Consider the following 25,808-nt stretch of genomic DNA (forward strand, 5'->3'; position numbering starts at 1 on the left):
TTAGCGGCCCTCACCGACACTCCCGGCCCCGTCGGCGATCACGGAGTCGCGACCGCCGGACGGGCTCAGGAGTGGCCCAGCTCCTCGGAGGCCAGCTCGTCCACCGACCCCTGCTCGGCCCGGTCCTCCTCGATCAGGTCGTACCCGAGGTCGTCGAGGATCGGGGTGGCCTGCTCGACCGGCGGCGGCATGACCGCCGCCTCGGAGTGGGCGCCGCAGCCGTGGTCGGCGGCCACCACCTTGCCGTCGTCGGGGGCGTACTCATTGGCGCAGACCCCGAACATCTCCCGGAGCCCGCCCGCGAGCAGCCAGTAGAAGCCGCAGGTGGAGCACTGCGCGGGAGCGGCGTGTGCGATCGGAGTGTGCGGCCCGTGCTCGCCCGAGTGCCAGCGTCTGGCAGCCCGGTCCTTGCCGACGGCCGAGAGCACACGTGCCCGGCCCAGGCCGTACTCGAAAACCATCTGGCGGTCTACGTCTTCGTCGGTCTCGGTGAAACCCGGCGCCAGCCGGTCGTCGTCCTCCGGGGTCGGCAGCAGGTCGCCCACCCCGAGGTCGCCGGGGCGCAGGCGCTCGCTCCACGGCAGCCACTCGGGCGCGAGCAGGGCGCCCGAGCCGGGCAGCAGGACCGCCTCGCTGACCGTGACCTTCTTCGCGCGGGAGGCGCGGGTGACCGTGACCGCCCAGCGCCAGCCGCGGTAGGCCCGGTCGAGGCAGGCGAAGTAGTGAGTGACGACGCGGTCGCCCTCGGCCTCGTGGCCGAGGTGCTCGCCGGGCTCGCCCGGCCGCGCGAGCTCCTCCGCGGCGGCGCGCGCCAGGTCGACCGCGGCGACGCAGGCCTGGTCGGGGGCGGAGACGCGGGTCCGGGTCCGGCTCATCGGACCGCCTCCGCCGAAAGGTGCTGTTCGCTCACACTTCATTCTCACCCATGACCGGACCTGAAGGTGCCGACTGTGCCGATCTCTCCGCACGCTCCTGCCACGGGAAAGGCGAATCCGGTCCCTATTCGTCCCTAGTGCGAAATTCCGCAAAAGATGTCGATAGCGGGCGAAGACCCCGCGAAGGGCCAACGGTGAACCGTGATCGCCCGGGAGCGGGCGTCCATCGGGTAAGACTGGTAACCGTGGAGGGTGGGTGGGACAGGGCGCGGCGGGTCTCGCGGCGCGTCGGCCGCGGGATGGCCGGCGCCGGCCGCGCGACGGTACGCGCCGGGCGGGCCACCGCCTCCGGCACCGGCAGGGCCGCCAGGGCGACCGGCCGCGGCGTCAGGCTCGCGGGCCTGACCACCGTCGGCGGTGTGCGCGGGGCCGGGCGCGCCACCCGCCGCCTCACCCACGCGGGCGGGGCGGGCCGCACGGGGCTCGGCCGCCTGATCGAGCTGACCGCGGGCCACAGCGCGGGCGACGCGCTGGTCACGGTCGCGTTGGCCAGCACGGTGTTCTTCGGGGTGCCGGTCGGCGAGGCGCGGGGGCCCGTTGCGCTGTACCTGGTCATCACGATGCTGCCGTTCGCGCTGCTCGCGCCGTTCGTCGGGCCCATCCTCGACCGCTTCCGGTCCGGCCGGCGTTACGTCATGGCCGGCACGCTGTTCGGGCGCGGCCTGCTGTGCTTCGCGATGGCCGCCGCCGTGGGGCCGGGCGACGTGGTGACGCTGTTCGGCGGGGCGCTCGGGGTGCTCGTGCTGTCCAAGGCGTACAACGTCTCACGCGCGGCGATCATGCCGAGTGTGCTGCCCGCCGACATCACGCTGGTGTCGGCCAACGCCCGGGTCGCGCTGTTCTCACTGGTCTCGGCGGGCGCGCTGGTGCCCGTCGGCGCGGGCCTGTCCGCCTGGCTGGGCAGCGCCGCGGTGCTGCGCGTCGCCATGGTGGTGTTCCTCCTCGCGGGGGTCTCGGCGGTACGGCTGCCGCGGCACGTCGACTCGCCCGACCTGGAGGAGGTGGAGGAGGAGGGCGGCGGGCAGGGCCGCGCGCCGAAATGGCGCACGCTGCTCCAGGTGGGCCCGGCCGTGGCCGAGTCGGTCTGGGCCAACGTGGCGATCCGGCTGTTCTCCGGCTTCCTGCTGTTCTTCCTGCTCTTCCTCGTGCAGGACGGCGGCGTGCCGTGGCTGGGCGGGCGGGACCCGTTCTTCGACGTGCCGAAGACGATCGCGCTGCTCGCGGCGGCGGCCGGGCTCGGCGGCCTGCTCGGCGCGGTCGCCGCCAACTGGGCGCGACGGCACTCGCCCCAGGTGATCGTGCTCATCACGCTGGCCGTCACCAGCGTCACCACGATCGTGAGCGCCGTCCTGTTCGGCCTGTGGACCGCCGTGGCGATCTCGCTGGTCACGGCGTTCGCCCAGGAGCTGGGCAAGCTGGCCCTCGACGCGATCGTGCAGCGGGAGATCGGCGAGGAGGTGCGCTCGTCGACGTTCGGGGTGGTCGAGGCGCTGCTGCAGCTCGCGTGGGTGTTCGGCGGCCTGGTCGGGCTGCTGCTCTCCCTGACGGAGAGCAGCGTGGCGGGGCTCGCGACGCTGGGCGCCGTGCTGACCGCCACACTGGGCTGGCTGGCCGTACGACGGGGCCGCCGGCTACGGACGGTGGACGAACGGATCAGCGCCGAGACGGGCGGCGGGACCGACACGCGGACGGACGAACAGCCCGGCGCCGAGCCGGCCCAGCCTCATCGGCGGCCCGGTCGCTCCGGGCACGCCGATCTGGACACCACCCTGGAGCGCACCAAGCCCCTGACCAACCCCAACGCCTGACGGGGCCCCGACGCCTGACGCGGCCCCCACGCCTGACGCTGCTCAGTCGTCGAGGTCGTCGGCCACCGCCCGCAGCACCTGCGCGAGCTTCTTGGCGTGGGCCGCGTCGGGGTGCTTGCCCCGCTGGTACGAGGTCGAGACGCCGTCGAGCAGCTTGATCAGGTCCTCGACGATGACGACCATCTCGTCCGGCTTCTTCCGCTTGCCCTTGGGCTTGGCCTTGGCGAGCGTGGGCGGCTGTTCGAGGATCCTGACCGAGAGCGCCTGTTGGCCGCGCCGCCCCTCCGCCACACCGAACTCCACCTTCTGGCCGGGCTTGAGCGGCCCGGCGCCGGCGGGCAGTGCGGAGGAATGCACGAACACCTCACCGCCGTCGTCACGGGTGAGGAAGCCGAACCCCTTGTCGGCGTCGTACCACTTGACCTTGCCACTCGGCACAGGAGGGACCTCGTTCGAGCTGTCGTAAAGGATGAATGGATGTAGGTTATGCCCCCGAGCGCGCCTGGGCGACCGGGTAATTCACGGAGCAATTACACGAGTTCGTCCTGAGGGCGCCAGCCCGCGAACCAGGCGGCGAATTCGGTCAGGTCTCCCAGCGCCACATCGGCTCCGTGATCACGCAGCTCCTCCACCGTGTAGGGGCCCGTCGCGACCGTCACGCTGACGGCCCCGCCCGCCCGCGCGGCCTCGATGTCGGCGACATGGTCACCAACATAGGCGGCGGCGCCGAAGCGCGCGAGAGCCGTTCCCTTGGCGGCCCCGAACACCGACCCCACGACCTCGTCCACCTCGAACCCGAGCGAGGTGACCGTGCGCACCGCGTCATGGACGTTCTTGCCGGTCACGACGATGACCCGGCCCCCGCGGGCCCGCACGGCCTCGATCGCCTCCGCCGCCCCGTCCATGGTGGTCGTCATGGGCACGGCCACCTCCGGATAGATCTCCCGGAACAGCGTCGCCACGGCCGGGATCTCCTCAGCCGGGAACCAGTTCGCCAGCTCCGTCTCCAGGGGCGGCCCGAGCCGGGTGACGATGGCGTCACTGTCGATCGGCACGCCCAGCCGCGCCGACACCTCGTCGTAGACGGCCGCGATACCGGAACGCGTATCCGCCAATGTCAGATCCAGATCGAAACCCACCGAAGTCATCACACGCTGCAGGATGCCAAACGCCGCAGAGTTCCCCACAACCGCCCTTGTTGTGCGACGGTGGGGAATGGGCGGAAACGCCATTGTCTTATCGGAGCGACGACCGCTTACGCGCGCCCGGGGAGGCCGCCGTCCGGACCGGACCGCCCGCGACCCGCCGTGATGACCGCACTCCTCACCGCGACTACGCTCCTCACCGGAGGTGTCACCGAGGACATGACCAGATCGCCAGCCGCCTCGGCCGGGAGCGGGCCCGCCAGGACCGGGACGCGCCCCGCCGTGAGCACGCGCGAGCGGATCATCGACGAGGCCCTGCGCCTGTTCGCCGAGCGCGGCTACGCCGCGACGTCGGTGGCCGAGATCGAGGCCGCCTCGGGGCTCTCCCCCGGCGCGGGCGGGCTGTACCGCCACTTCAGGTCCAAGTACGAGGTGCTCGCCGCGGCGATCAACGAGCACGCCGCGCGCACCCGCACCCAGGTGGCCGAGAGCCTGGCGGTGCTGGGCGACATGGAGGGGTCCGTCGACCTGGAGGCACGGCTGTCGCGACTGTGCCGCGCCGGGCTGGCCAAGGTGCGCGAGGAGTCGGAGCTGACCCGGGTCTTCTTCCGCGACCTCAGCCAGTTCCCCGAGCTGGTGGCGGTCGTGCGTGAGGGGCTGCTGCAGCCGATGTTCGACGCCATCACCACGTGGTTCCGCACGCAACCGGAGTACGGCGAGGCGGACGTCGACTGGAGCGGCGTCGCGGCCGTGCTCGGCGGCGCCGTGGTCCACTACCGGATGTTCCAGGAGACGGTCGGCGACGCGCCGGGTCACACCGACAAGGACCAGTTCGTCGCGGCCTGGGTGTGCCTGGCCATGGGCCTCGTGCCAGGTCCCGCGATCCGCCGCTGAGCGCCCGCGCGGCCCCGGCACCCCGATCAGGGGGACATACCATGGCATCGATGGAGTTCACGGAGTGGATCAGGGGCCGCAGCGACGAGCAGCTGCGGGCGCTCGTGTCCGCGCGCCCCGAGCTGATCACTCCCGTCCCGGCTCATCTGGAGGGCCTCGCCGCGCGGGCCGGCAGCCCCTCGGCCATCGGCAGGGCCCTCGACCGCCTCGACCGCTTCACCCTGGCCGTCGTCGAGACGCTGGCCGTACAGGACGGGCCGGTGCCGAAGGAGGCGCTGCGCGACCTGCTCGGCCGCGCGCTGGCCGCCGGCGGGCCCGAGCCGGCGCTGAGCGCCGCGCTCGACCGGCTGCGCGACCTCGCCCTCGTGTACGGCACCGACGGCGCGCTCGACCTGGCCCCCGGCGTGCGCAAGGCGCTCGACGACCCGGCCGGCCTGGGGCCGCCCGTCGCCGAGGTCTTCCGGCACCACCCGCCCGAGCAGCTCGGCGAGCTGGCCGACGACATCGCCCCCGGCACCACCGGCACGGGCAAGGACCGGCTGGCCGTGGCGCTCGCCGAGCCGGGCAAGCTCGTCGAGGAGGTCTCCGGCGAGGCCCGTGCGGCGCTCGACCAGCTCGCCTGGGGCCCGGCGACGGGACGGGTGCCCAACGCGCGCCGCGAGGTGAGCGTCGAGTCGGCCCGCTCCCCCATCGAGGAGCTGCTGGCCCGCGGGCTGCTGGCCGCCACCGGCGAGGAGAGCGTGACGCTGCCCCGCGAGGTGGGCCTGCACCTGCGCGGCGGCCGGATCCACCGCGACCTGCTCGCCACGCCCCCCGCCCTGGAGGGGACGGCACGCGACCAGGAGCTGGCCGACCGCACCGCGGCCGGGCAGGCGTTCACGTTCGTCCGGGTGGTAGAGGAGCTGTGCGAGCGCTGGAGCGTCGCGCCTCCTGGCGTGCTGCGCACCGGCGGGCTCGGCGTACGCGACATGAAACGCGCCGCGACGGAGCTGGACGTGCCCGAGTGGACGGCGGCGCTGGCCGTGGAGGTCGCGCACGCGGCGGGGCTCGTCGCCACCGGGGGCGGCGTGGACGGCGAATGGCTGCCGACCACCGGCTACGACCTGTGGCGGGTGCGGCCGACGGCCGACCGGTGGGTGACGCTCGCGCTCACGTGGCTGCACATGGACCGCCTGCCCGGCCTGGTCGGGGAGCGAGACGAGCGGGACCGGCCGCTCAACGCCCTCCATCCCGACCTGCGCAGAACGGCCGCGCCGGTGGTGCGGGCGGCGGCGCTCGGCGTGCTCGCCACGGCGCCCGGCCTGGCCCCCACGCGGGAGTCGGTGCTCGACCGGCTGGCCTGGGAGCAGCCGCGCCGCCGGGGGCCGCTGCGGGAGCAGCTCGTCGAGTTCGCGCTGCGCGAGGCCGAGCAGATCGGTGTGACCGGTCTCGGCGTGCTGTCCGTCCACGGGCGCGCCCTGCTGTCCGGCTCACCGAAGGGCGCCACGGCGGACAAGACGGCCGACAAGGCGGCGGACAAGCCGGGGGCCAGGAAGGCCGCCAAGGCGGCTGCCGATCCGGCCGCCGTGCTCGCGCCGCTGCTGCCCGAGCCGGTGGACCACGTCCTCCTCCAGGCCGACCTCACCGCCGTCGCACCCGGCCCGCTGACCAGCGAGCTCAACCGCTGGATGACGCTCGCCGCCGATGTCGAGTCCAAGGGCGGCGCGACCGTCTACCGGTTCAGCGACGCCTCCGTCCGGCGCGCGCTGGACGCCGGGCAGGGCGCCGACGAGCTGCTGGCCGCCCTGGAGCGCCACTCCGCCACTCCGGTGCCGCAGGCGCTGTCGTACCTGGTCGCCGACGTGGCGCGGCGCCACGGCCGCATCCGGGTGGGCACGGCCGGCGCGTACGTCCGGTGCGACGACCCGGCCCTGCTCGACCAGATCACCGCCGACCGCCGCTCCGCGTCGCTGCGGCTGCGCCGGCTCGCGCCGACGGTCATCGCCTCGCGCACCTCCCGGGCCGCGCTGGTCGACTCCCTGCGCGCCATGGGGTACGCGCCCGTCGCCGAGTCGCTGGACGGCGACGTCATCGTCTCCCGGCTCGACGGCCGGCGCAGCGAGGGCCCGGCCCAGGCCCGGCCCGTGCCGGTCGCCAACGGCCTCGACCCCGAGGTGGCGGGGGCGGCCGTCCGCGCGCTGCGGGCCGGCGACGCCGCGCACCTCTCCCGCCGCGAGCCGGTCGCCGCGCCGGGCGGCACGGTCCCGCGCGGCCCGGCGACGACCACCATCACCGCCCTCCAGGACGCCATCAAGCAGGGAGTCCGCGTATGGATCGGTTACCTCGACTCGCAGGGCAACGCCACGTCCCGCATTCTCGAACCCGCCCGGATGGAGGGCGGCTACCTGACGGCGTACGACGAGACCAGGGCGGCCGTGCACCGCTTCGCCCTGCACCGCATCACCGGAGTCGCCGGACTGTCCTGACAACCCTTGACTCGGGGACGATGATCGCGCGAGGTTGGAGACCGTGAGTGTTGCGAAAGACCGCGCCCCCGGCCGGGCGAGGCGAGGAGGCGCCGTGGGTGAGCTGACACTGGGCCGGCTGGCCGAGGAGGCATGGAACAGGTTCGACGACCACGACGCGGTGTTCTACGACGGCGTCTGGCACCGCGGTCACGCGCTGGCCGAGCGGGCGCGGCGGGTCTGCGGCGGGTTCGTCGAGGCGGGGATCAGGCCGGGCGACCGGGTCGCCGTGATGATGGCCAACTCGCCGGACGTGGCGGTGATCTACCAGGCGCTGTGGGCGGCGGGCGCCGTCGTGACGCCGGTGGTGTCGCTGGTGGGTGCCGCCGAGCTGCGGCACATCCTGACCGACAGCGGCGCCTCCGCCATCGTGACCTCCCCCGAGCTGCTGGCCACCGTGGAGGAGGCCGGCGTCGGCGTCCGCACGTTCGTCGACACCGCCGAGCTGCGGGAGGCGGACGAGCACGGGCCGGTGCCGCGCGAGCCCGGCGACCTGGCCGCGCTCATGTACACGGGCGGCACCACCGGCAGGGCCAAGGGCGTCATGCTCAGCCATCGCGGCCTCTGGCAGGTGGCCAGGGACGCCTTCGAGATGTCCCACCAGGAGGGCCTGGACCGGGCCATCGTGCCGGTGCCGCTCTCCCACGCGTACGGATTGATCGTCACGGTCGCCTGGATGCACGCGACGACGCCGCAGCAGGCGGTGCTGATGCGCTGGTTCGACCCCAAGGCGTTCCTGTCGCTGGCCGCCGAGCAGCGCGTCCAGTACGGCACGGTCGTGCCCGCGATGCTGCACCTGCTGCTGGCCGAGCCGCTGGAGTCGCATCCGCTGCCCGACCTCAAGTTCCTCACGTGCGGGGCGGCCCCGCTGGGGCGCGAGGCGCTGGCGGAGTTCGAGCGCCGGATGCCGGGCACCCAGATCCTGGAGGGCTACGGGCTGACCGAGACCAGCGCGGTCACCACGTTCAACCCGCCGGGCCGGCGACGGGCGGGCAGCGTCGGCCTGCCGCTGGCCGGCTACGAGATCGCGATCCGCGACTCCTCCGGTGAGGAGGTCGAGTGCGGCGACGTGGGCGAGATCTGCGTGCGCGGCGAGTCGCTGATGCTGGGCTACTGGGGAGAGCTCGCGCACGATCCGGACGGCACCGCGCTGGCCGACGGGGAGCTGCGCACGGGCGACATCGGCTGCGTCGACGACGACGGCTACCTCTACGTCGTGGACCGGAAGAAGGATCTGATCATCCGGGGCGGGTTCAACGTCTTCCCGCGGGACGTGGAGGCCGCGCTGAACGAGCACCCGGAGGTGGTCATGTCCGGCGTGGTCGGCCGCCCGGACCCGCGCGTGGGCGAGGAGGTCGTGGCGTTCGTGCAGCTCATGCCGGACGCCACGGTGACGGCCGCCGAGCTGATCGCATGGGCGCGGCAGCGGGTCGGGCGGGTCAAGTACCCGCGCGAGGTCGTCTTCGTGGACTCGGTCCCGGTGACGAGCGTGCTCAAGCTGGACCGCAAGGCCCTGCGCGCCCGCCTGCCCTGATCGCGTTCCCCGGTGGTCTGACCGACATGTCGTGATAGATGTTGACCTCCTAGGAGGTGAACATGAGCCACCCGAGCCCGCCGGGCGACCGGCCGTACGAACAGCACCCGCCGTACGAGCCGCCGTACGAGCCGCCGTACGAGCCGTACGGCGGCCCCTACGGACAGCTGCCCCCGCCCGGCTACGGCCCAGGCCCGTACTACGGCCCGCCGCCGCCCCGGAGCGGCGGGGTGAACGCCGCCGCCCTCGTCGCGCTCATCCTGAACCTGCTGTCGATCGTCTCCTGCTGCAACATCCTCGCCATCCCCGGCTCGATCCTGGCCGGGCTCGCGCTGCGCGCCGACACCCCGCCGCACCGTGCCCGCGGCATGCTCGCGTGGAGCTGGACCCTGTTCGGTCTCGGCTTCGTGCTCGCCGTCGGCGTGTTCGTCCTCCTCGGTGTCAACGGCTACCTGGACTGACTGACCGGCGGTTTTCGCCGTTCGGGGACTGTTCCGGGCTCCGGATGTGTTGGATAGGCGTCAACCGGAGGAAGGATGTCCGTGAACGACGGCCCGCTCATCGTCCAGTCGGACAAGACTCTGCTGCTCGAAGTCGACCATGCCAAGGCCGACGAGTGCCGCAAGGCCATCGCGCCGTTCGCCGAGCTCGAACGCGCGCCCGAACACGTGCACACCTACCGCGTCACCCCGCTCGCGCTGTGGAACGCCCGAGCCGCGGGCCACGACGCCGAGCAGGTGATCGACGCCCTCATCAGCCACAGCCGCTACCCCGTCCCCCACGCGCTGCTGGTCGACGTCGCGGAGACCATGGCCAGGTACGGCCGGCTCCGCCTGGAGAAGGACCCGGTCCACGGCCTGGTCCTGACCTCCAGCGACCGGGCCGTGCTGGAGGAGGTGCTGCGCTCCAAGAAGATCCAGCCGATGCTGGGTGAGCGGCTCGGCGCCGACTCGGTGGCCGTCCATCCGAGCGACCGCGGCAACGTCAAGCAGGCGCTGCTCAAGCTCGGCTGGCCGGCCGAGGACCTGGCCGGCTACGTGGACGGCGAGGCCCACCCGATCGACCTGGCGCAGGACGGCTGGAACCTGCGGCCCTACCAGCAGGAGGCGGCCGACGCGTTCTGGCACGGCGGCTCCGGCGTGGTGGTGCTGCCCTGCGGCGCCGGCAAGACCATCGTCGGCGCGGCGGCCATGGCCCACGCCCGCGCCACGACGCTGATCCTGGTCACCAACACGGTGAGCGCCCACCAGTGGAAGCAGGAGCTGATCAAGCGGACCTCGCTCACCGAGGACGAGATCGGCGAGTACTCCGGCTCGAAGAAGGAGATCCGGCCGGTCACCATCGCCACCTACCAGGTGATGACGACCCGCCGGAAGGGCGTCTACAGCCACCTGGAGCTGTTCGACGCGCGCGACTGGGGCCTGATCGTCTACGACGAGGTCCACCTGCTGCCCGCGCCGATCTTCCGGATGACCGCCGACCTCCAGGCCCGCCGCCGCATCGGCCTGACCGCGACGCTCGTGCGCGAGGACGGCCGCGAGGGCGACGTCTTCTCCCTGATCGGGCCGAAGCGCTACGACGCGCCGTGGAAGGAGATGGAGAACCAGGGCTGGATCGCCCCGGCCGACTGCGTCGAGGTGCGGGTGACGCTCTCCGACGAGGAGCGGCTGGCGTACGCGATGGCCGAGTCGGAGGAGCGCTACCGCTTCTGCGCCACGACGCCGTCCAAGACGCGGGTCACCGAGGCGCTGGTCCGCCGTCACCTGGGCGAGCAGGTGCTGGTCATCGGCCAGTACATCGACCAGCTCGACGAGCTGGGCGAGCACCTCAACGCGCCGGTCATCAAGGGCGAGACCAGGATCAAGGAGCGCGAGCGCCTCTACCAGGCGTTCCGCGACAAGGAGATCCAGGTGCTGGTGGTGTCCAAGGTGGCCAACTTCTCGATCGACCTGCCGGAGGCGGCGGTGGCGATCCAGGTGTCGGGCACGTTCGGCTCGCGCCAGGAGGAGGCGCAGCGGCTCGGCCGGGTGCTGCGGCCCAAGGCCGACGGCGGCGGGGCGCGGTTCTACACGGTGGTCAGCCGCGACACGGTCGACCAGGAGTTCGCGGCGCACCGCCAGAGGTTCCTGGCCGAGCAGGGGTACGCGTACCAGATCATCGACGCGGACGACGTGCTGGGCGGGGTGTGAGGCTCACCGGACTCACCGGCCTCACCGGCTGATGACCCGGCCGCTGCGCGGCCGGGCACCGGTGTCCGTCACGTCCACGAGACTCCGCGGGCCGTCGACAATCGAACCACCCCCCTCTGCGTGCGATCCGCCGCCGTAGCCGAACCGCTGGCGACATACCCCCATGATCGGGCAAACCCACCTGATATGCCCCAATTTCTTAGTTTTGCCAGCCTTCTTCCAGGTTGATTACCCGGCCAGCATGCCGCCCAGGAACAGCACTCCCTCGGCGGCGATCCAGGCCGCCACACCTGCCCCCATGAGCCAGGCGAACGCGCGCGAATCACGCCTGGTCGTCGGGATCAGCCACGCCCCGGCCGTGCAGCACGCCGCCAGGACCGCGAACAGTCCCGACACCGTCGAGACCGCGTCCAGCCGCTGCGTGCAGACCTCGGACCGGCCGCCCGAGCAGAACGCCTCCATGCCCCAACCGGCGAACACCGACAATCCCCACAACGCGGCCAGCAGGAAGCTGGCGATGGTCGGGATGATCGGCGAGAAGCGAAGCTGAACGCGTCCCACGCCCTGTGCCTACCCCGGGTAAATCCATTGGAAGCATGCCGGAGCCCCCACTAAACTGTCCGGCTCGCTACCTTGCATCACCACCACCACCGCCGACGCTCCTCAGGGAGGCGCTTTCGCATGCCCGCACACCAGCTCGCCCCCGACATACCCGACGCCCCCGCCGACGTGCTCGCCGCCGAGCAGGCCCACCTGGCCGAGTCGCGGACGGCGCTGCGCGCGATGCGCACCCATGCCCAGTCCCTGTCGGCCGACGCGGCCGGCGACTGGGTCTCCCAGCAAGTCCTCCAGGGCCTGCTCGACCAGCGGGTGGCCGCCCTGGCCGACCACCCCGACACTCCGCTGTTCTTCGGCCGCCTCGACCGCGCCGGCGGCGACGACCTGCCCTCCACCATCTACGTCGGCCGCCGCCACGTCCACGACGGCACCAGCCGCCCCCTCGTCATCGACTGGCGGGCGCCGGTGTCCCGCGCGTTCTACCAGGCCAGTCCCGCCGAGCCCATGAGCGTCGTACGGCGGCGCCGCTTCGGCTACCACGGCGGCGCGCTGACCGCGTACGAGGACGAGCCGCTGGCCGAGGGCGGTGAGATCGGGCCGTCCCGGATCCTCACCGACGAGATCGAGCGCCCGCGCACCGGCCCGATGCGCGACATCGTCGCCACGATCCAGCCCGACCAGGACGAGATCGTCCGCTCCACGCTGGCCCAGACCGTGTGCGTCCAGGGGGCGCCCGGCACCGGGAAGACGGCCGTGGGCCTGCACCGGGCCGCCTACCTGCTGTTCACCCACCGCGAGCGGCTGGCCCGGTCCGGCGTGATGATCGTCGGGCCGAACCGGGCGTTCCTGTCCTACATCTCCTCCGTGCTGCCCGCGCTCGGCGAGGTCAAGGTGGACCAGACGACGGTCGCCGGGCTGCTCGGCGAGCACGCCACCCCCGAGGACCCCGAGGTGGCGGCGCTCAAGGGCGACGCGCGCATGGCCAAGGTCCTCCACCGCGCCCTGTGGCTGCACGTCGTCAAGCCCGAGGAGGGCGTGGTCTTCACCAAGGGCGCCTACCGCTTCCGGGTGGCCGACCACGAGGTCCGCGAGATCGTCGCCTCCCTGCGCGGCACGACCCGCTACGCGCCCGGCCGGGCCGCGCTGGCGCAGCGCCTCGCGCACCAGGTGCTGGTCCGCATGGAGCAGCGGGGCGAGTCGCCCGACGACCGGGTGCAGGACGCGGTGGCGCGCTCCAAGCCGGTGCGGCAGCTCGTCGACGCGGTCTGGCCCAAGCTGACGCCCGAGCAGGTGCTCTTCCGGCTGCTGTCCGACCCGGAGTTCCTGGCCCGCGCCGCCAAGGCCGACCTGTCGCCCGAGGAGCAGCAGCGGCTGCTCTGGCCCAAGCCGTACCGGGGATGGAAGTCGGCGAAGTGGTCGGCGGCCGACGCCGCGCTGCTCGACGAGCTCGCCGACCTCATGGAGCGCACGCCGTCGCTCGGCCACCTGGTCGTGGACGAGGCCCAGGACCTGTCGGAGATGCAGCTGCGCGCGCTCGGCCGCCGCTGCCGCAACGGCTCGGCCACCGTCCTCGGCGACCTGGCCCAGGGCACCACGCCCTGGTCGGCCACCACGTGGGAGGCCGTGCTGGCGCACCTCGGGCAGGAGGGCGAGGTCACGGAGCTGACCCTCGGCTTCCGGGTGCCTCGCGAGGTGCTCGACTACGCCGCCCGCCTGCTGCCCTCCATCGCGCCCGGGCTGGCCGCGCCCCGCTCGCTGCGTCCCGGCGCGGGCTCCCTGAGCGTACGGCAGGGCGGCGACCTCGTCACGGCCGTCCGTGACGCGCTCGGCCGCGAGGGGTCGATCGGCCTCATCGCGCCCGACGCCCTGGTGGCCGAGGCGGCGGGAGCGCTGGCGGAAGCCGGCCTCGCCCACGCCGTCCTCGGGCCCGACTCGACCGAGGAGCACCGGCTGCTGGTGGTGCCCGCGACGCTGGCCAAGGGTCTGGAGTACGACCACGTGATCGTGGTGGAGCCGGCCGATATCGTGGAGGCGGAGCCGCGGGGGCTGGCACGGCTGTACGTGGTGCTGACCCGCGCGGTCACCTCGTTGACGGTCGTCCACGGCAAGCCGCTGCCGGCGCAGCTCACGGCCTGACGCCGGCCCCGCCCGGGTCGTCGCCGACCGAGTCGGCCCTGATCGGGTCGTTCCCGATCACCTGATCGGGTCGTTCCCGATCGGGTCCCTCCCGATCGAGCGGAGCAGCCGGTCGGGGACGACGAGGTCCGCGCGGTCCCGGGTGGTGGCGATCAGATCGGCGTTGCGCTGGTCGGTCCCCATCACCCAGGCCACGGCCGCCTCCGGCTCCTTGCCGAACCGCGTGTGGCGGGAGACGAGCCGGCGCACCCGCTCCGTGGAGTCGAGCGCGCAGTACCACACCTCGTCCAGACCGGGCCGCACCCGCGCCCAGTCGCCCTCGTCGAGCAGCAGGTAGTTGCCCTCGGTGATGACGAGCCGGGCGGCCCGGGGCACGGGGATGCTGCCCGCGACCGGCTGCTCCAGGTCCCGCTCGAACGCGGGCGCGTAGACCACCTCGTCCTCGTCCTCGCGCAGCCGGCGCAGCAGCGCCGCGTAGCCGGCCGCGTCGAACGTGTCGGGAGCGCCCTTGCGGTCGCGCCGCCCGAGCCGGTCGAGCTCCACGTCGGCCAGGTGGAAGCCGTCCATCGGCACGTGCGCCACCCACTCGGGCGGCCGGCCGGCGGGCGGCGCCTGCCGCAGCGCGCTCACCAGGTGCTCGGCGAGCGTCGACTTGCCCGCTCCGGGCCCGCCGGTGATGCCGAGCAGCGCGCGTCCGCCGCCCCGGACCAGGGAGCGGGCCCGGTCCGCCAGGTCGTCGAGGGTCATCGGGCGCGGCTCGCGTGGAGCTGGCCGCCGATGAACGCGCGGGCGTGGCGGGCCAGGTCCTCCCCGTCCGTCCACAGGTTGCGCCAGATGGCCAGGTCGTTGGACAGGCCGCGCATCACGACCGCCGAGGAGAACGACTCGAACGTGATCGGCCCCTGGTAGCCGATGTCGCCCAGCGCGTGGAAGAACGCGGTGAAGTCGATGTGCCCGGACCCGAGGTAGCCGCGATGGTTCTCACCCACATGGACGTAACCTAGCCGGTCCCCGACCTCGTGGACGGGCCGGACGAGATCCTCCTCCTCGATGTTCATGTGGTACGTGTCGAGGTGGATGAGCACGTTGTCCTCGCCGATGTCGTCGGCCAGGCGGAGCGCGTCGCGGGCGGTGTTGACCACGTTGGTCTCGTACCGGTTGCAGATCTCCAGACCGAGCGTCATGCCCTCCTCGGCGGCCTCCTGGGCCAGGCGGCGCAGCACCGACACCACGTTGCGGCGGCCCGCCTCGGTCAGCGGGTGGCCGTACTTGCCCAGCGCGCTGTAGAGGGCGCCGGTGAAGTGCGTGCCGCCGAGGCCGCGCGTGACGGCGAGGGAGTCGTGCAGCAGCTTCTCGCCGCGTTCGACCACGGCGAGGTCGTCGCTGGAGACGTCGGCGTCGAAGGCGAGGCCGCGCGAGCAGGCCACACCCAGGCCGGCGGAGCGCAGCGACTCGCGCGCCGCCGCGACGTCGAGGTTCGCCGAGTCGTGCAGGGAGATCTCCAGCAGGTCGAACCCGGCGGCCTTGGTCTTGCCGATGGCGAGGTCCAGCGAGGCTGGACTCGTGTCGCCGACCCATACCAGGGCGTGAACGCCGATCGGGTTGGCCGGGTTGTCGGTGGCCATCGGAGCATGCCTTCTTTCGTTCGGTGGATGTTCTCAGGAGCCGATCGCGCCGGTGACCAGGCCGACGATCTCCTCGCCGGTGGTCTCGGCGGTGCGCCGCCCGCCCACGCAGCGGCCGGCGCGCATGACCCACACCTGCTCGCTGAGCCGCATGACCTGGGCGAAGTTGTGACTGATGATCAGTACGGCGTGTCCCTCGTCGCGCAGCCGGAAGACGAGCTCCTCGACGCGGGCCGTCTCCTGGACGCCGAGCGCCGCCGTGGGCTCGTCCATGATGACGAGCTTGGAGCTGAAGCCGGCGGCCCGGCAGATGGCGACGGCCTGGCGCTGCCCGCCGGACAGCCGCCGGACGCGCGACCCGACGGCCGGCACGTTGACGGCGAGCGCCGAGACCATCTCGCGGGCCCGGGACTGCATGGCCCGCCGGTCGAGCACGGCGACGGGGCCGAGTTTGCGGACGAGCTCGCGGTTGAGGAACAGGTTCTGCCACACCGTGAGGTCCTCGACGAGGGCCAGGTTCTGGTGGACGGTCTCGATCCCCGCCTCGCGGGCGTCCTCCGGCGAGTGGAAGTCCGTCAGGCGGTCGTCGAAGGCGATGCTTCCGCTGTCCGGCCGGTGGATGCCGGAGATGCAGCGGACCAGCGTCGACTTGCCCGCGCCGTTGTCGCCGACGAGCGCGGTGATCTCGCCGGGCCGCAGCGTGAGCGAGACGTCGACGAGGGCTCGGACGTTGCCGAAGGACAGGGACACGTCCTCGCAGGCAAGGAGCACGCCGGGCTGGAGCCGGCCGTTCTGCTGCTGGTCGGTCATTTCTGGAACCTCATGAGGAGCGCGGCCAGCACCACGACGATGCCGACGGCGAGCGGCTGGTAGAACTGCGAGACGCCGAGCAGGGTGAGCCCGTTGACCAGGGCGATCAGCAGCAGGGCACCGAAGATCGGCCCGATGATGGTGCCCCGGCCGCCGAAGAGGCTGACCCCGCCGAGCACCACCGCGGCCACCGAGTTGAGCAGGAAGGCCGTGTTGGCGGCGGGCTCGGCCGCGCCGATCCGGCCGACCAGCAGGATCGCGCCCAGCCCGGCGAGCAGGCCGCTGATCAGGTAGACGGCGATCTTGATGCGGGCGGTGCTGATGCCCATGGCCGTCGCCGACTCGGGCGAGCCGCCGGTGGCGAGCAGGTGGGTGCCGAAGCGGGTGTGGAAGAGCACCACGTGTGCCACCACGGCGACCACCAGCGCGATGACGAACGACCAGCCGAAGATCCCGATGCCGCTCGTGGACAGGCGCAGGAGCAGCGGGTCGATGACGGTCACCGGCTTGCCGTCGGACAGGATCAGGGCGAGCCCGGAGGCGGCCGACAGCATGCCGAGGGTCACGATGAAGTCCGCGATCTTCCCCCAGGCGACGATGATCCCGTTGACGGCGCCGGCCACCGCCGCGGCGACCACGGCCAGCAGCGACGCCATCCCTATCCCCAGCCCGGCCGCGTACGCCTGGCCGAAGACGACCGCGCCGAGCGTCATCACGGAGGCGATCGACAGGTCGATGCCCGCGGTGGCGATCACGAACGTCTGCCCCACCGCCAGGATGATGAGGATGGCCGCGGCCACGAGCATCGAGGCGATGTTGCCGGGGCTGAGGAACGTCGGGTTGAGCGCCTGAAAGACGATCACCAGGACGATCAGCCCGACCAGGGCGGCCCATTCCGCCCAGAACCCGGCGTCCTTCAGCCGGTGGGACCAGTTCTGTCCTTCACCGGCCCTCAGCGTGGTGGTGTTGGTCATGAAGGTCTCTCCTCCGCGGATGCGTCGCGGCTACTTGGTGAGAGCCTTGAACGGATCGTTGTACGGTCCGAACGGCTTGGGCGTGGACGCGAGCGCCTGCGCGGCGTTGTCCTTGGTGACGAGCTCCACCGGGGCCGCGACGCCCGCGGGCAGCTTCTTGCCGCTCACGGCGGCCTGGCACGCCTCGACGCCCATCATCCCGATGGTGTACGGGTACTGGGCGACGGTGCCGTCCAGCGTGCCCGCCTTGACCGCCTCCAGCGCGTCCTTGATGCCGTCGACGCTGATGACCTTCACCTTGCCGGTCTTGCCCGCGTCGGCGATGGCGCGGGACACGCCGAGCCCCATGTCGTCATTGGCGACGAAGAAGCCCGCCAGGTCCGGGTGCGCCCGCAGCACGTTGGTGGCGGCGGTGAGGGCGGTCTGCCGGTCCCAGTCGGCGGCGACGGTCTGCACCACCTTGAGGTTCGGGCCGATGCCCTGCTGGAAGCCCTCGATCCGGGCGCCGCTGGTCACGTCGCCGGCGATGCCGCCGATGGCCGCGACCGGGCCGCCGGAGGGCAGCAGCTCGGTCATCCGCTGCCCGGCCATCTTGCCGGCCGCCCTGTTGTCGGTGCCGACGTACGTGGCGAGCTTGACGTTCGCGCTCTTGGCCGCCGTCGGGTCGACGGGACTGTCGATGTTGACGATGGGCTTGTTGAGCGCGGACAGCTTGGCGAGGCCCTGGATGAGGTTCGTGCCGGAGATCGGGTTGACGATGTAGCAGGAGAAGTCCTGGCCGGCCAGGCCGTTGAGCTTGTCCGCCTGCCCGGTGGTGTCGGTGATGGCGTTGGCGGCCTGAACGGTGACGGACACCCCGGCGGTGTGGGCCTGGTCGTCGATGCCCTGCTTCATCGTCTGGAAGAACGGGTTGTCGAGGCCCTTGATGACCGCGGCCATGTTCTGAGGCTCGGCTTCGGCGGCGGCCTGCGTGTCGCCGACCACGGTTCGGGTGGCCGGGCCGGAGCCGCACGATCCCAGTACGAGCGCGCCGGCGGCCGCGATCGCACCGACTGCCGCCACGCGACGGCCTCTGGCGTTGGCATACATCGGTTGTCCCTTTCCGCGTTGGTGTCCAGACCGTAATCCCCGCTTCTAACGCTTGACAACCCTTCTTTCGACTTTTTCTGACGAAACATGCTTGACTTACGAGCAGTCACCGTCATAGCTACAGTGGTGCTATGACGACCACAGGCCCCATCGCACCGAGGATGGGGGTGAGCAGCGGCGAGATCCTCGGTCTGTTCCGCGACGAGCCCGACGGGCTGACCAAGGCCGACGTGGTGCGCCTGACCGGCCTCTCCCGCACCACGGTCAACCAGCGCCTCGACGGGCTGCTCGCCGCCGGCCTGCTGGTGCCGGGCCCGGAGGAGGCTAGGACGCGCGGCCGCCCGGCCGGCCAGTTCGTGGTGAACCGCGAGCGCGGCGTGCTGCTCGTCGCCGACATCGGCGCCACCGCGCTGCGGGCCGCCGTGTGCGACCTCGGCGGCAACGTCCGCATCGAGCGGGAGGCCCGCGCCGACGTCACCTCGGGCCCGCAGAGCATCCTCACGATCGTGGACAAGCTGTTCGCCGAGGTCCTGGACGACGCCGGCCAGACGCCCGACGCGGTGCTCGGCATCGGGCTCGACGTGCCGGGGCCGGTCGACTTCACGTCCGGACGCGTGATCAGCCCACCGATCATGACCGGCTGGGACCGCTTCGACATCCCCGGCTGGTTCGCCGGCCAGTACTCCTGCCCCGTACTCGTCGACAAGGACGTCAACGCCATGGCGTACGGCGAGCAGCGCCTGTGCTACCCCGGCGTCCCGCACCTCCTCATGATCAAGATCGGCACCGGCGTGGGCACCGGCCTGATCGCGGGCGGGCAGGTGCACCGGGGCGCCGACGGTGCGGCCGGCGACGTCGGCCACATCCACGTCACGGTCGACGACGTGAGCGAGCCGCCCGCGTGCCGGTGCGGCAACACCGGCTGCCTGGAGGCGTACGCCGGCGGCTGGGCCCTGGTGCGCGACCTGCGGGAGCAGGGCCGGGAGGTCGCCACCGTGGACGACGCCGTGCGCCTGATCCGCGGCGGCGACCCGGTCGCGGTGCGGCTCGCCCGGCGGGCCGCCCGCATCCTCGGGGGCGCCATCGCCGACATGGTCAACCTGTTCAACCCGCGGGTCATCGCGGTCTGCGGCCAGCTCGCCCACACCGACGAGCAGCTCTTCGCCGGCATCCGGGAGATCGTCTACCGGCGGTCGCTGCCGCTCGCCACGCGCAACCTGCAGATCGTCCGCAGCGGCCTCGACCCGCGCGCGGGGGTGCTCGGGCTCGCCCAGCTCCTGGTGGACGGCATCTACTCGCCCGAACGGGTGCAGGAGCTGGTTGACCGCGCCACGACCTGACCGGGGCCCGCGGCGGTGATCGGGGCGGGACGGGCGCTTCTAGGATGTCCGGAGAGACCTCTCAAGGCCGCCAAGCAAGGAGGACACCGTGCCCGCACCTCTGCCGCACGAACACCTGCCGTCGGTCCCCGCGCTCCAGGTGCGCAGCGACGACATCACCGACGGCGAAAGGCTGGGAGACCTCCACGTCTTCAACGACTGGGGCATGACCGGCCAGAACCTGTCGCCCGCGCTGAGCTGGTCCGGCGCGCCGGACGGGACCCGCAGCTACGCCGTCACCTGCTACGACCCGGACGCGCCGACGGGCAGCGGCTTCTGGCACTGGGTGCTGTTCGACATCCCGGCCTCGGTCACGGAGCTGCCCACGGGCGCCGGCACGGGCCCGGAGTTCAAGGGCCTGCCGCAGGGCGCCAGGCACGCCCGCAACGACTACGGCACCAGGGAGTACGGCGGCGCCGCTCCCCCGCCGGGAGACCCGCACCGCTACGTCTACACGGTCCACGCGCTGAGCGTGGACAGCCTGGAGGTGGGCGAGGACGCCAGCCCGGCGGTGGTCGGCTTCAACATCACGGCCAACACGCTCGCCCGCGGCCACCTCGTCCCCCATTACGGCGTCTGACCGCCCTTCACGGCCGTCTTCTCTGCCTCCACGGTCTTCTCGGTGTTCTCGGTGTTCTCGGTCTTCACGGTCTTCACGGTGTTCTCGGTCTTCACGGCAGATAAGACCCCCATCCTGTACGGCGAAGCCCGGCAGGCCGCCACCCGCCGACCGTGGCCGAGGGCCTCCAGGAAGACGGCCTCTGACCCGCACGTGGCGAGGCGCCGTGACGGCGCCTCGTGGGCCACCTCCGTGGTGCCCGTCCTGTTCGACCAACGACTCAGACGCACCCATGGAGGATTCCGCCCCATGACAGCCACGGCCACACGCTTTCTCTACCTCGCCCGGCACGGAGAGGCTTCGCCGGACGAGAGCGAGCTGACGGTGGCCGGCCGTCGCCAGGCGGTGCTGCTGGGCGAGCGGTTGCGCGACGTGCCGCTCTCGGCCGTCCACCACGGGCCGCTGCCCCGGGCGGCGCAGACCGCGGGACTGGTCGGTGAGCGGCTGGACGGGGTGCCAGTCCGGATGGCGGAGGAGGCGGGTGACTACGTCCCGCACGTGCCGGAGAAGGACGAGCTGCCGCCGGAGGCGGTCGATCGGGTGCTCGGCTTCCTGGCTGAGGTCACCGACGAGGAGCGCGCGCACGGCGCGGCGCTGGCACGGGCGGCGATCCACCGGTTCACCGGCCCGGTCGCGGGGGACGAACCCCGCCACGAGCTGGTCGTGACCCACGCCTTCCTGATCGGCTGGCTCGTGCGGGCCGCGCTCGACGCGCCCCGGTGGCGCTGGTTCGGCCTCAACCACTGCAACGCGGCGCTGACCCTCATCAGGTACACGCCGGGCAGGCCGGCGTCGGTGCTGTTCTTCAACGACACCGCGCATCTGCCGGAGGAGCTCCGCTGGACCGGCTTCCCTCCCGAACTGCGCCCCTGAGCAACGCCCTCTGCCTCCCCGAACCGCGCTCCTGAACACGCCCCTGCCTCCCCGAACCGCGCTCCTGAGCACGCCCGCCTGCCTCGTCCCGCCACGGTGGAGCCGTCCGCCGCTCCACCGCGCCGCGGAGACCGGGCCCGACGTCATGTGCGGTTCCCGCCTTCCCGCCTTCCCGCCTTCCCGGCAGCCGGTAATGATCGGCGTTTTCCCTACATAGAGGGAGGTGTCCGTACCTACTGCCGGCAAAGGAAGCCTGTCATGGGAACCGCCCGTGCATGACACACGGACGGCCAGATTCGAGGCCGTCTACAAAGCGACATATGGCCAGATCACGGCCTATGCCGCGCGCCGCTGCGACTCGCCGCAGGACGCGGCGGACGTGGTCGCCGATACCTTCACCGTCGCCTGGCGGCGTGTGGACGAGCTGCCCGAGGGCGAGCAGGCCACGCTGTGGCTGTTCGGCGTGGCGCGCAAGGTCCTGGCCAACCACCGCCGGGTCGACGGGCGCCGTACCGGCCGCCCGCGGAGCGGCGACGGCGGGCCCGGCCACCTCCGCCAGGCGCGCAACCCCCGGCTCGACGCCGAGATGGCCGACCTGTACGGGGGGCGGCCCGACAGCGGGGTCGAGCTGGCCGCGATCGCCCAGGCGTTCCGGAGCCTGCCTGACGACGACCGCGAGCTGCTGTCGCTGGTCGCCTGGGAGGGCCTGGGCCGGGAGGAGATCGCCACGGTGCTCGGCCTGACCCGCAACGCCGTACGCGTCCGGCTCCACCGCGCGCGCAAGCGCTTCGCACGCGCGCTCGCGGAGGCGGACCTCCCCATCACGACGACGAGCCGGCTCCTCCCGGCGGAGAGGCCACGGTGAAGGAAATGACCAAGGACACGACGCGGGGCAGGGACCAGATCGACGCCCTGACGGCGGCGCTGGCCCGGGTCGAGCCAGCTGCGCCCGGTGCCGACCCGTCCGGCGCGGGGGCCCGGACGCTGCTGGCCTCCATCCTCGCGGGCCCGGCCGCGGGAGACGTGCTCGCGGAAGACCCGGCCGCAAAGGACCTGATCGCGGAGAACGCGCTCGCGGAGAACCCGGTCGCGGGGGCGCCTGCCGCAGGGCGCTCGGTCGCGGGGCACTCACCGACGCGCGGGCGCCGGCGCGGGTTCGGACGGCTGGCCGCCGGGCTCGCCGTCGCGGCGGCCCTGGCCGGAGGCATCGTCGTCGGCCCCAGCCTGGTGGAGGAAGGCCGCGGCGTGACGGCCTCCTACGCCGTCACCAAGGACGAGCGCGGGATCGTCACCATCCAGGTCCGGGACTTCGACGACGCCGACGGGCTGAGGAGGCGGCTGGAGGAGCTCGGCGTCCCGGCCATCGTGGACTACGTGCCCGAGGGGAAGCGGTGCAGGGAGCCGCGCGCGGAACACGTGCAGGACATTCCCTCCGGCCTCTACTCCGTGCCCGCGAACATCCCGGGCGAGAAGGGCGGCTGGCAGATGCGCATCGACACCCGGCTGTTCCGGCCCGGCGAGACCTTCGTCTGGACCATCACCCCGCGCCCCGACGGAGGCGGCAGCACCAGCACCATCCTCATGAAGGACCCGGTGAAGCCCTGCGAGTTCATCCCCGACCGGCCCCCGCTGGAGGAGGTCGACGGCAACGGGCTGCGCCTGGCGACCACCAGGGGCGGCTCGCTCGCCGGTTACCGGGTCGACGAGAAGACCGTCGCCGTGGTGCTTCCGGAGCTGCGGAAGCGCGGCCTGAAGGTCACCTTCATGGTCATGTCCGGCCCCGACGGCCTCGGCGAAAGGCACCTTCAGGCCCGGACCAGCCCTCTTGCCACGGTCGGCGACGACTGGGTGGTCTGGGATGCCATGGACATCCGCAAGGGCGAGGTCTGGCTGTGCGTCTCGAAGCAGCGCTACGACCGCAACCCGCTGTACGGCGGCCCCCGCGACGCCGTCATCAAGGACTGAACCCGCTGAACGCGCGAGGGCGGCCCGTCCAGTGCTGGACAGGCCGCCCTTGATGGTGCGTGAGAGTGCTGCGAGAAGGACTTAGAAGTCCATGTCGCCGCCGCCGGGCATACCGGCGGGAGCGGCGGGGTTCTTCTCCGGCTTCTCGGCGATGACGGCCTCGGTGGTGAGGAAGAGCGCCGCGATGGAGGCGGCGTTCTGCAGCGCGGAGCGCGTCACCTTGGCCGGGTCGATGATGCCCGAGGCGAACATGTCGACGTACTCGCCCGTGGCGGCGTTGAGGCCCTCACCCGGCGTGAGGTTGCGGACCTTCTCCACCACGACGCCGCCCTCGAGGCCGGCGTTGACGGCGATCTGCTTGAGCGGCTCCTCCAGAGCCTTGCGCACGATCGCGGCACCGGTGGCCTCGTCGCCCGACAGCTCCAGCTTGTCGAACGCCTTGGCACCCGCCTGCAGCAGCGCCACGCCACCGCCGGGGACGATGCCCTCCTCGACGGCCGCCTTCGCGTTGCGAACGGCGTCCTCGATGCGGTGCTTGCGCTCCTTGAGCTCGACCTCGGTCGCGGCGCCGGCCTTGATGACGGCGACACCACCGGCGAGCTTGGCCAGCCGCTCCTGGAGCTTCTCGCGGTCGTAGTCGGAGTCGGTGCGCTCGATCTCCGCGCGGATCTCGTTGACCCGGCCGGAGATGGCGTCGGGGTCGCCGGCGCCGTCGACGATGGTGGTCTCGTCCTTGGTCACGACGACCTTGCGGGCGCGGCCGAGCTGGTCGAGCGTGGTGCTCTCCAGCTTGAGGCCGAGCTCCTCGGCGATGACCTGGCCACCGGTCAGGATGGCGATGTCGCCGAGCATGGCCTTGCGGCGGTCACCGAAGCCCGGGGCCTTGACGGCCACGGAGCGGAACAGGCCGCGGATCTTGTTGACCACCAGGGTGGCCAGGGCCTCGCCGTCGACGTCCTCAGCGATGATCAGGAGCGGCTTGCCGGACTGCACGACCTTGTCGAGCAGCGGCAGCAGGTCCTTGTTGGCCGAGATCTTGGAGTTGACGACCAGGATGTACGGGTCCTCGAGCACGGCCTCCATGCGGTCCGAGTCGGTGACGAAGTACATCGACGTCATGCCCTTGTCGAAGCGCATGCCCTCGGTGAGCTCAAGCTCCAGGCCGAAGGTGTTGCTCTCCTCGACGGTGATGACGCCTTCCTTGCCGACCTTGTCCATCGCCTCGGCGATGAGCGAGCCGATCTCGGGGTCGGCGGCGGAGATGGAGGCGGTGGAGGCGATCTGCTCCTTGGTCTCCACGTCCTTGGCGAGCTTGGACAGCTCCTCGCTGACGCGCTCGACGGCGGACTCGATGCCCTTCTTCAGGGCCATCGGGTTGGCGCCGGCGGCGACGTTGCGCAGACCCTCGCGCACCAGCGCCTGGGCGAGCACGGTGGCCGTGGTGGTGCCGTCACCCGCGACGTCGTCCGTCTTCTTGGCGACTTCCTTGACCAGCTCGGCGCCGATCTTCTCCCAAGGGTCCTCGAGCTCGATCTCCTTGGCGATGGAAACGCCGTCGTTGGTGATGGTGGGGGCGCCCCACTTCTTCTCCAGCACGACGTTTCGGCCCTTGGGGCCGAGGGTCACCTTGACGGCGTCGGCGAGCTGGTTCATACCGCGCTCGAGACCGCGCCGGGCGTCCTCGTCAAACGCGATCATCTTGGCTGCCATAAGGCTGGACCTCCCAGATGCAGGGTGGCTTGCGGCGGATCGAGCCGACGCCCGCGACGGCATATGGGTCCGCGTCTCCGTTGGCGGACCCCATCGTCCCGATCCCAGGTGCTGGCACTCACATACAGAGAGTGCCAACGAACTGTTTAGCACTCTACCCGGTCGAGTGCAAGCGAGCACCGCAGGCGCCCAGGTCAGCCGCACGGCGGGCCCCGGAGGGACCCGCCGTGATCTTCGACGAGGGTGCGAGGGCAGGCCGTACGGACTGCGCTGCCGCGCGGCCTGCCACTGGACGCCAGCGACCTGGGTCAGACAGCGCGGACGGACTCCGCCTGCGGCCCCTTCTGGCCCTGTGTGATCTCGAACTCGACCCGCTGGCCCTGTTCGAGAGAGCGATAGCCGTCCATCATGATTGCCGAGTAATGGACGAATACATCCTTACCACCGTCTACCGCGATGAAGCCGTAGCCCTTGTCCGCGTTGAACCACTTGACGGTGCCCTGCGCCACTTCCGACTCCTCTTACTGGGCTCGCGGATCCCGCCCATTCGTCCGCGAGACCCGCAATCGCCACGACTTATGGCAAAACAGCCGGACGATCGTCCTCGACCATACCTGTGGCACGGCGTTTGGCAACAGAGTCAACCCGCAAACCGCGCAATTCCTCTCAACGGTTTCCCTAAGGGGATGTATGGGCACATGGCCAAAGTAGTTCAACATTGAATATCCGGGAAAAGCAGAAGGCGCCCACGAGGGGCGCCTTCAGGGAGCGATGCGGGGGGCGTCAGCCGCCGGCGACCGCGGGGATGATGGAGATCTGGACCCCTTCGGGCGCGGGCGTGTCCAGACCCTGCGCGAAACGGACGTCCTCTTCTCCCACGTAAACGTTGACAAAACGACGAATCTTGCCCGATTCATCCAGAATTCGCGCGCCGATCCCCGGGTAGTCGGAGTCGAGCTTTGCGAGGACGTCACGAAGAGTCGTGCCCTCGCCACTCACTTCCGCGTTTCCGCCGGTGTACGTGCGCAGGATGGTGGGAATCCGTACAGAAACACTCATGA

The 25,808-nt window shown here is 71.9% G+C and carries 25 protein-coding genes; 12 read left to right on the top strand and 13 right to left on the bottom strand.

Annotated elements, in window-relative coordinates; translation table 11 throughout:
* Positions 1-65: 65 nt before the first annotated feature.
* Complete coding sequence (locus MTP10_RS38040) at positions 66-875, bottom strand: DUF3027 domain-containing protein (RefSeq protein WP_310716277.1); 810 nt, start codon at positions 873-875, stop codon at positions 66-68.
* A gap of 245 nt (positions 876-1,120) precedes the next feature.
* Here MTP10_RS38040 and MTP10_RS38045 point away from each other — a divergent pair, with 245 nt between their 5' ends.
* Positions 1,121-2,743 carry an MFS transporter gene (locus MTP10_RS38045; protein WP_310716279.1) on the top strand — a complete coding sequence of 541 codons (1,623 nt, stop codon included), beginning with the start codon at positions 1,121-1,123 and terminating at the stop codon, positions 2,741-2,743.
* Between the two features lie 42 nt (positions 2,744-2,785).
* Here MTP10_RS38045 and MTP10_RS38050 read toward each other — a convergent pair whose 3' ends face one another.
* Both MTP10_RS38050 and MTP10_RS38055 read right to left on the bottom strand, forming a co-directional pair.
* Positions 2,786-3,181, bottom strand: a complete 396-nt coding sequence (locus tag MTP10_RS38050) for a cold-shock protein (protein ID WP_310716281.1) — start codon at positions 3,179-3,181, stop codon at positions 2,786-2,788.
* Positions 3,182-3,273: 92 nt separating this feature from the next.
* The gene (locus tag MTP10_RS38055; RefSeq protein ID WP_310716367.1) at positions 3,274-3,891 is read right to left on the bottom strand and encodes an HAD family hydrolase; all 618 of its coding nucleotides are present in this window, start codon (positions 3,889-3,891) and stop codon (positions 3,274-3,276) included.
* Positions 3,892-4,107: 216 nt separating this feature from the next.
* Here MTP10_RS38055 and MTP10_RS38060 point away from each other — a divergent pair, with 216 nt between their 5' ends.
* From MTP10_RS38060 to MTP10_RS38080, 5 genes are all read left to right on the top strand, one after another.
* Positions 4,108-4,782 (top strand): helix-turn-helix domain-containing protein, encoded by a 675-nt coding sequence (locus MTP10_RS38060; RefSeq protein ID WP_310716283.1) that lies wholly within the window; start codon positions 4,108-4,110, stop codon positions 4,780-4,782.
* 50 nt (positions 4,783-4,832) lie between these two features.
* A complete protein-coding gene (locus MTP10_RS38065; protein WP_310716285.1) occupies positions 4,833-7,247 on the top strand; it encodes a helicase-associated domain-containing protein in 2,415 nt (804 codons plus the stop codon).
* Between the two features lie 94 nt (positions 7,248-7,341).
* On the top strand, positions 7,342-8,820 hold the full coding sequence (locus MTP10_RS38070; protein ID WP_310716287.1) for an AMP-binding protein: 1,479 nt from the start codon (positions 7,342-7,344) through the stop codon (positions 8,818-8,820).
* A gap of 62 nt (positions 8,821-8,882) precedes the next feature.
* Positions 8,883-9,281: a hypothetical protein gene (locus MTP10_RS38075; RefSeq protein WP_310716289.1), complete on the top strand. Its 399-nt coding sequence runs from the start codon at positions 8,883-8,885 to the stop codon at positions 9,279-9,281.
* A 75-nt stretch (positions 9,282-9,356) separates the two neighbouring features.
* The gene (locus MTP10_RS38080; protein WP_310716290.1) at positions 9,357-11,009 is read left to right on the top strand and encodes a DNA repair helicase XPB; all 1,653 of its coding nucleotides are present in this window, start codon (positions 9,357-9,359) and stop codon (positions 11,007-11,009) included.
* Between the two features lie 228 nt (positions 11,010-11,237).
* Here MTP10_RS38080 and MTP10_RS38085 read toward each other — a convergent pair whose 3' ends face one another.
* Entirely contained in the window at positions 11,238-11,570 is a 333-nt protein-coding gene (locus MTP10_RS38085; protein WP_310716292.1) for a hypothetical protein, read from the bottom strand.
* Between the two features lie 120 nt (positions 11,571-11,690).
* Here MTP10_RS38085 and MTP10_RS38090 point away from each other — a divergent pair, with 120 nt between their 5' ends.
* Positions 11,691-13,703 (top strand): AAA family ATPase, encoded by a 2,013-nt coding sequence (locus MTP10_RS38090; protein ID WP_310716294.1) that lies wholly within the window; start codon positions 11,691-11,693, stop codon positions 13,701-13,703.
* A gap of 57 nt (positions 13,704-13,760) precedes the next feature.
* On the opposite strand, the gene MTP10_RS38095 is transcribed toward MTP10_RS38090, so the two are convergent.
* Genes MTP10_RS38095 through MTP10_RS38115 form a run of 5 tightly spaced genes read right to left on the bottom strand, consistent with a single transcriptional unit; the run spans position 13,761 to position 18,174 of the window.
* Positions 13,761-14,450 carry a nucleoside/nucleotide kinase family protein gene (locus MTP10_RS38095; RefSeq protein ID WP_310716296.1) on the bottom strand — a complete coding sequence of 230 codons (690 nt, stop codon included), beginning with the start codon at positions 14,448-14,450 and terminating at the stop codon, positions 13,761-13,763.
* The gene (locus MTP10_RS38100) at positions 14,447-15,328 is read right to left on the bottom strand and encodes a sugar phosphate isomerase/epimerase (protein WP_310716297.1); all 882 of its coding nucleotides are present in this window, start codon (positions 15,326-15,328) and stop codon (positions 14,447-14,449) included. Before MTP10_RS38100 ends, MTP10_RS38095 begins: the two co-directional genes overlap by 4 nt.
* A gap of 33 nt (positions 15,329-15,361) precedes the next feature.
* Positions 15,362-16,138 (bottom strand): ATP-binding cassette domain-containing protein, encoded by a 777-nt coding sequence (locus tag MTP10_RS38105; RefSeq protein WP_310716299.1) that lies wholly within the window; start codon positions 16,136-16,138, stop codon positions 15,362-15,364.
* A complete protein-coding gene (locus MTP10_RS38110; RefSeq protein WP_310716300.1) occupies positions 16,135-17,112 on the bottom strand; it encodes an ABC transporter permease in 978 nt (325 codons plus the stop codon). Before MTP10_RS38110 ends, MTP10_RS38105 begins: the two co-directional genes overlap by 4 nt.
* A 30-nt stretch (positions 17,113-17,142) precedes the next feature.
* On the bottom strand, positions 17,143-18,174 hold the full coding sequence (locus tag MTP10_RS38115; RefSeq protein ID WP_310716302.1) for a substrate-binding domain-containing protein: 1,032 nt from the start codon (positions 18,172-18,174) through the stop codon (positions 17,143-17,145).
* Positions 18,175-18,332: 158 nt separating this feature from the next.
* On the opposite strand from MTP10_RS38115, the gene MTP10_RS38120 reads away from it, so the two are divergent.
* Together MTP10_RS38120 and MTP10_RS38125 are read left to right on the top strand one after the other, a co-directional pair.
* Complete coding sequence (locus MTP10_RS38120) at positions 18,333-19,541, top strand: ROK family protein (RefSeq protein WP_310716303.1); 1,209 nt, start codon at positions 18,333-18,335, stop codon at positions 19,539-19,541.
* A gap of 88 nt (positions 19,542-19,629) precedes the next feature.
* On the top strand, positions 19,630-20,160 hold the full coding sequence (locus MTP10_RS38125) for a YbhB/YbcL family Raf kinase inhibitor-like protein (protein ID WP_310716305.1): 531 nt from the start codon (positions 19,630-19,632) through the stop codon (positions 20,158-20,160).
* On the opposite strand, the gene MTP10_RS38130 is transcribed toward MTP10_RS38125, so the two are convergent.
* Positions 20,148-20,429, bottom strand: a complete 282-nt coding sequence (locus MTP10_RS38130) for a hypothetical protein (RefSeq protein ID WP_310716306.1) — start codon at positions 20,427-20,429, stop codon at positions 20,148-20,150. The two genes, MTP10_RS38125 and MTP10_RS38130, sit on opposite strands and share 13 nt — an antisense overlap.
* A 19-nt stretch (positions 20,430-20,448) precedes the next feature.
* On the opposite strand from MTP10_RS38130, the gene MTP10_RS38135 reads away from it, so the two are divergent.
* The 3 genes from MTP10_RS38135 to MTP10_RS38145 all read left to right on the top strand — a co-directional run bounded on the left by MTP10_RS38135 (position 20,449) and on the right by MTP10_RS38145 (position 23,037).
* A complete protein-coding gene (locus MTP10_RS38135) occupies positions 20,449-21,072 on the top strand; it encodes a histidine phosphatase family protein (protein WP_310716307.1) in 624 nt (207 codons plus the stop codon).
* Between the two features lie 271 nt (positions 21,073-21,343).
* A complete protein-coding gene (locus tag MTP10_RS38140) occupies positions 21,344-21,937 on the top strand; it encodes a sigma-70 family RNA polymerase sigma factor (RefSeq protein ID WP_310716309.1) in 594 nt (197 codons plus the stop codon).
* A gap of 5 nt (positions 21,938-21,942) precedes the next feature.
* A complete protein-coding gene (locus tag MTP10_RS38145) occupies positions 21,943-23,037 on the top strand; it encodes a hypothetical protein (RefSeq protein WP_310716311.1) in 1,095 nt (364 codons plus the stop codon).
* A gap of 81 nt (positions 23,038-23,118) precedes the next feature.
* On the opposite strand, the gene groL is transcribed toward MTP10_RS38145, so the two are convergent.
* The 3 genes from groL to MTP10_RS38160 all read right to left on the bottom strand — a co-directional run bounded on the left by groL (position 23,119) and on the right by MTP10_RS38160 (position 25,806).
* Positions 23,119-24,747 carry a chaperonin GroEL gene (groL, locus tag MTP10_RS38150; protein WP_310716313.1) on the bottom strand — a complete coding sequence of 543 codons (1,629 nt, stop codon included), beginning with the start codon at positions 24,745-24,747 and terminating at the stop codon, positions 23,119-23,121.
* A 308-nt stretch (positions 24,748-25,055) separates the two neighbouring features.
* Positions 25,056-25,256, bottom strand: coding sequence for a cold-shock protein (locus MTP10_RS38155; protein WP_068927743.1), 201 nt, complete (start codon positions 25,254-25,256; stop codon positions 25,056-25,058).
* A gap of 274 nt (positions 25,257-25,530) precedes the next feature.
* On the bottom strand, positions 25,531-25,806 hold the full coding sequence (locus tag MTP10_RS38160; RefSeq protein WP_310716318.1) for a MoaD/ThiS family protein: 276 nt from the start codon (positions 25,804-25,806) through the stop codon (positions 25,531-25,533).
* Between the last annotated feature and the right edge of the window lie 2 nt (positions 25,807-25,808).

It is taken from the genome of Nonomuraea sp. 3-1Str, from assembly GCF_031570565.1.
GTDB lineage: Bacteria > Actinomycetota > Actinomycetes > Streptosporangiales > Streptosporangiaceae > Nonomuraea.

Coding starts and splice junctions, on each gene's coding strand:
- MTP10_RS38040 (WP_310716277.1), bottom strand. CDS start 875: ATGAGCCGGACCCGGACCCGCGTCTCCGCCCCCGACCAGGCCTGCGTC.
- MTP10_RS38055 (WP_310716367.1), bottom strand. CDS start 3,891: ATGACTTCGGTGGGTTTCGATCTGGATCTGACATTGGCGGATACGCGT.
- MTP10_RS38060 (WP_310716283.1), top strand. CDS start 4,108: ATGACCAGATCGCCAGCCGCCTCGGCCGGGAGCGGGCCCGCCAGGACC.
- MTP10_RS38065 (WP_310716285.1), top strand. CDS start 4,833: ATGGAGTTCACGGAGTGGATCAGGGGCCGCAGCGACGAGCAGCTGCGG.
- MTP10_RS38075 (WP_310716289.1), top strand. CDS start 8,883: ATGAGCCACCCGAGCCCGCCGGGCGACCGGCCGTACGAACAGCACCCG.
- MTP10_RS38080 (WP_310716290.1), top strand. CDS start 9,357: ATGTCCGTGAACGACGGCCCGCTCATCGTCCAGTCGGACAAGACTCTG.
- MTP10_RS38090 (WP_310716294.1), top strand. CDS start 11,691: ATGCCCGCACACCAGCTCGCCCCCGACATACCCGACGCCCCCGCCGAC.
- MTP10_RS38095 (WP_310716296.1), bottom strand. CDS start 14,450: ATGACCCTCGACGACCTGGCGGACCGGGCCCGCTCCCTGGTCCGGGGC.
- MTP10_RS38100 (WP_310716297.1), bottom strand. CDS start 15,328: ATGGCCACCGACAACCCGGCCAACCCGATCGGCGTTCACGCCCTGGTA.
- MTP10_RS38105 (WP_310716299.1), bottom strand. CDS start 16,138: ATGACCGACCAGCAGCAGAACGGCCGGCTCCAGCCCGGCGTGCTCCTT.
- MTP10_RS38110 (WP_310716300.1), bottom strand. CDS start 17,112: ATGACCAACACCACCACGCTGAGGGCCGGTGAAGGACAGAACTGGTCC.
- MTP10_RS38120 (WP_310716303.1), top strand. CDS start 18,333: ATGACGACCACAGGCCCCATCGCACCGAGGATGGGGGTGAGCAGCGGC.
- MTP10_RS38135 (WP_310716307.1), top strand. CDS start 20,449: ATGACAGCCACGGCCACACGCTTTCTCTACCTCGCCCGGCACGGAGAG.
- MTP10_RS38145 (WP_310716311.1), top strand. CDS start 21,943: ATGACCAAGGACACGACGCGGGGCAGGGACCAGATCGACGCCCTGACG.
- groL (WP_310716313.1), bottom strand. CDS start 24,747: ATGGCAGCCAAGATGATCGCGTTTGACGAGGACGCCCGGCGCGGTCTC.
- MTP10_RS38160 (WP_310716318.1), bottom strand. CDS start 25,806: ATGAGTGTTTCTGTACGGATTCCCACCATCCTGCGCACGTACACCGGC.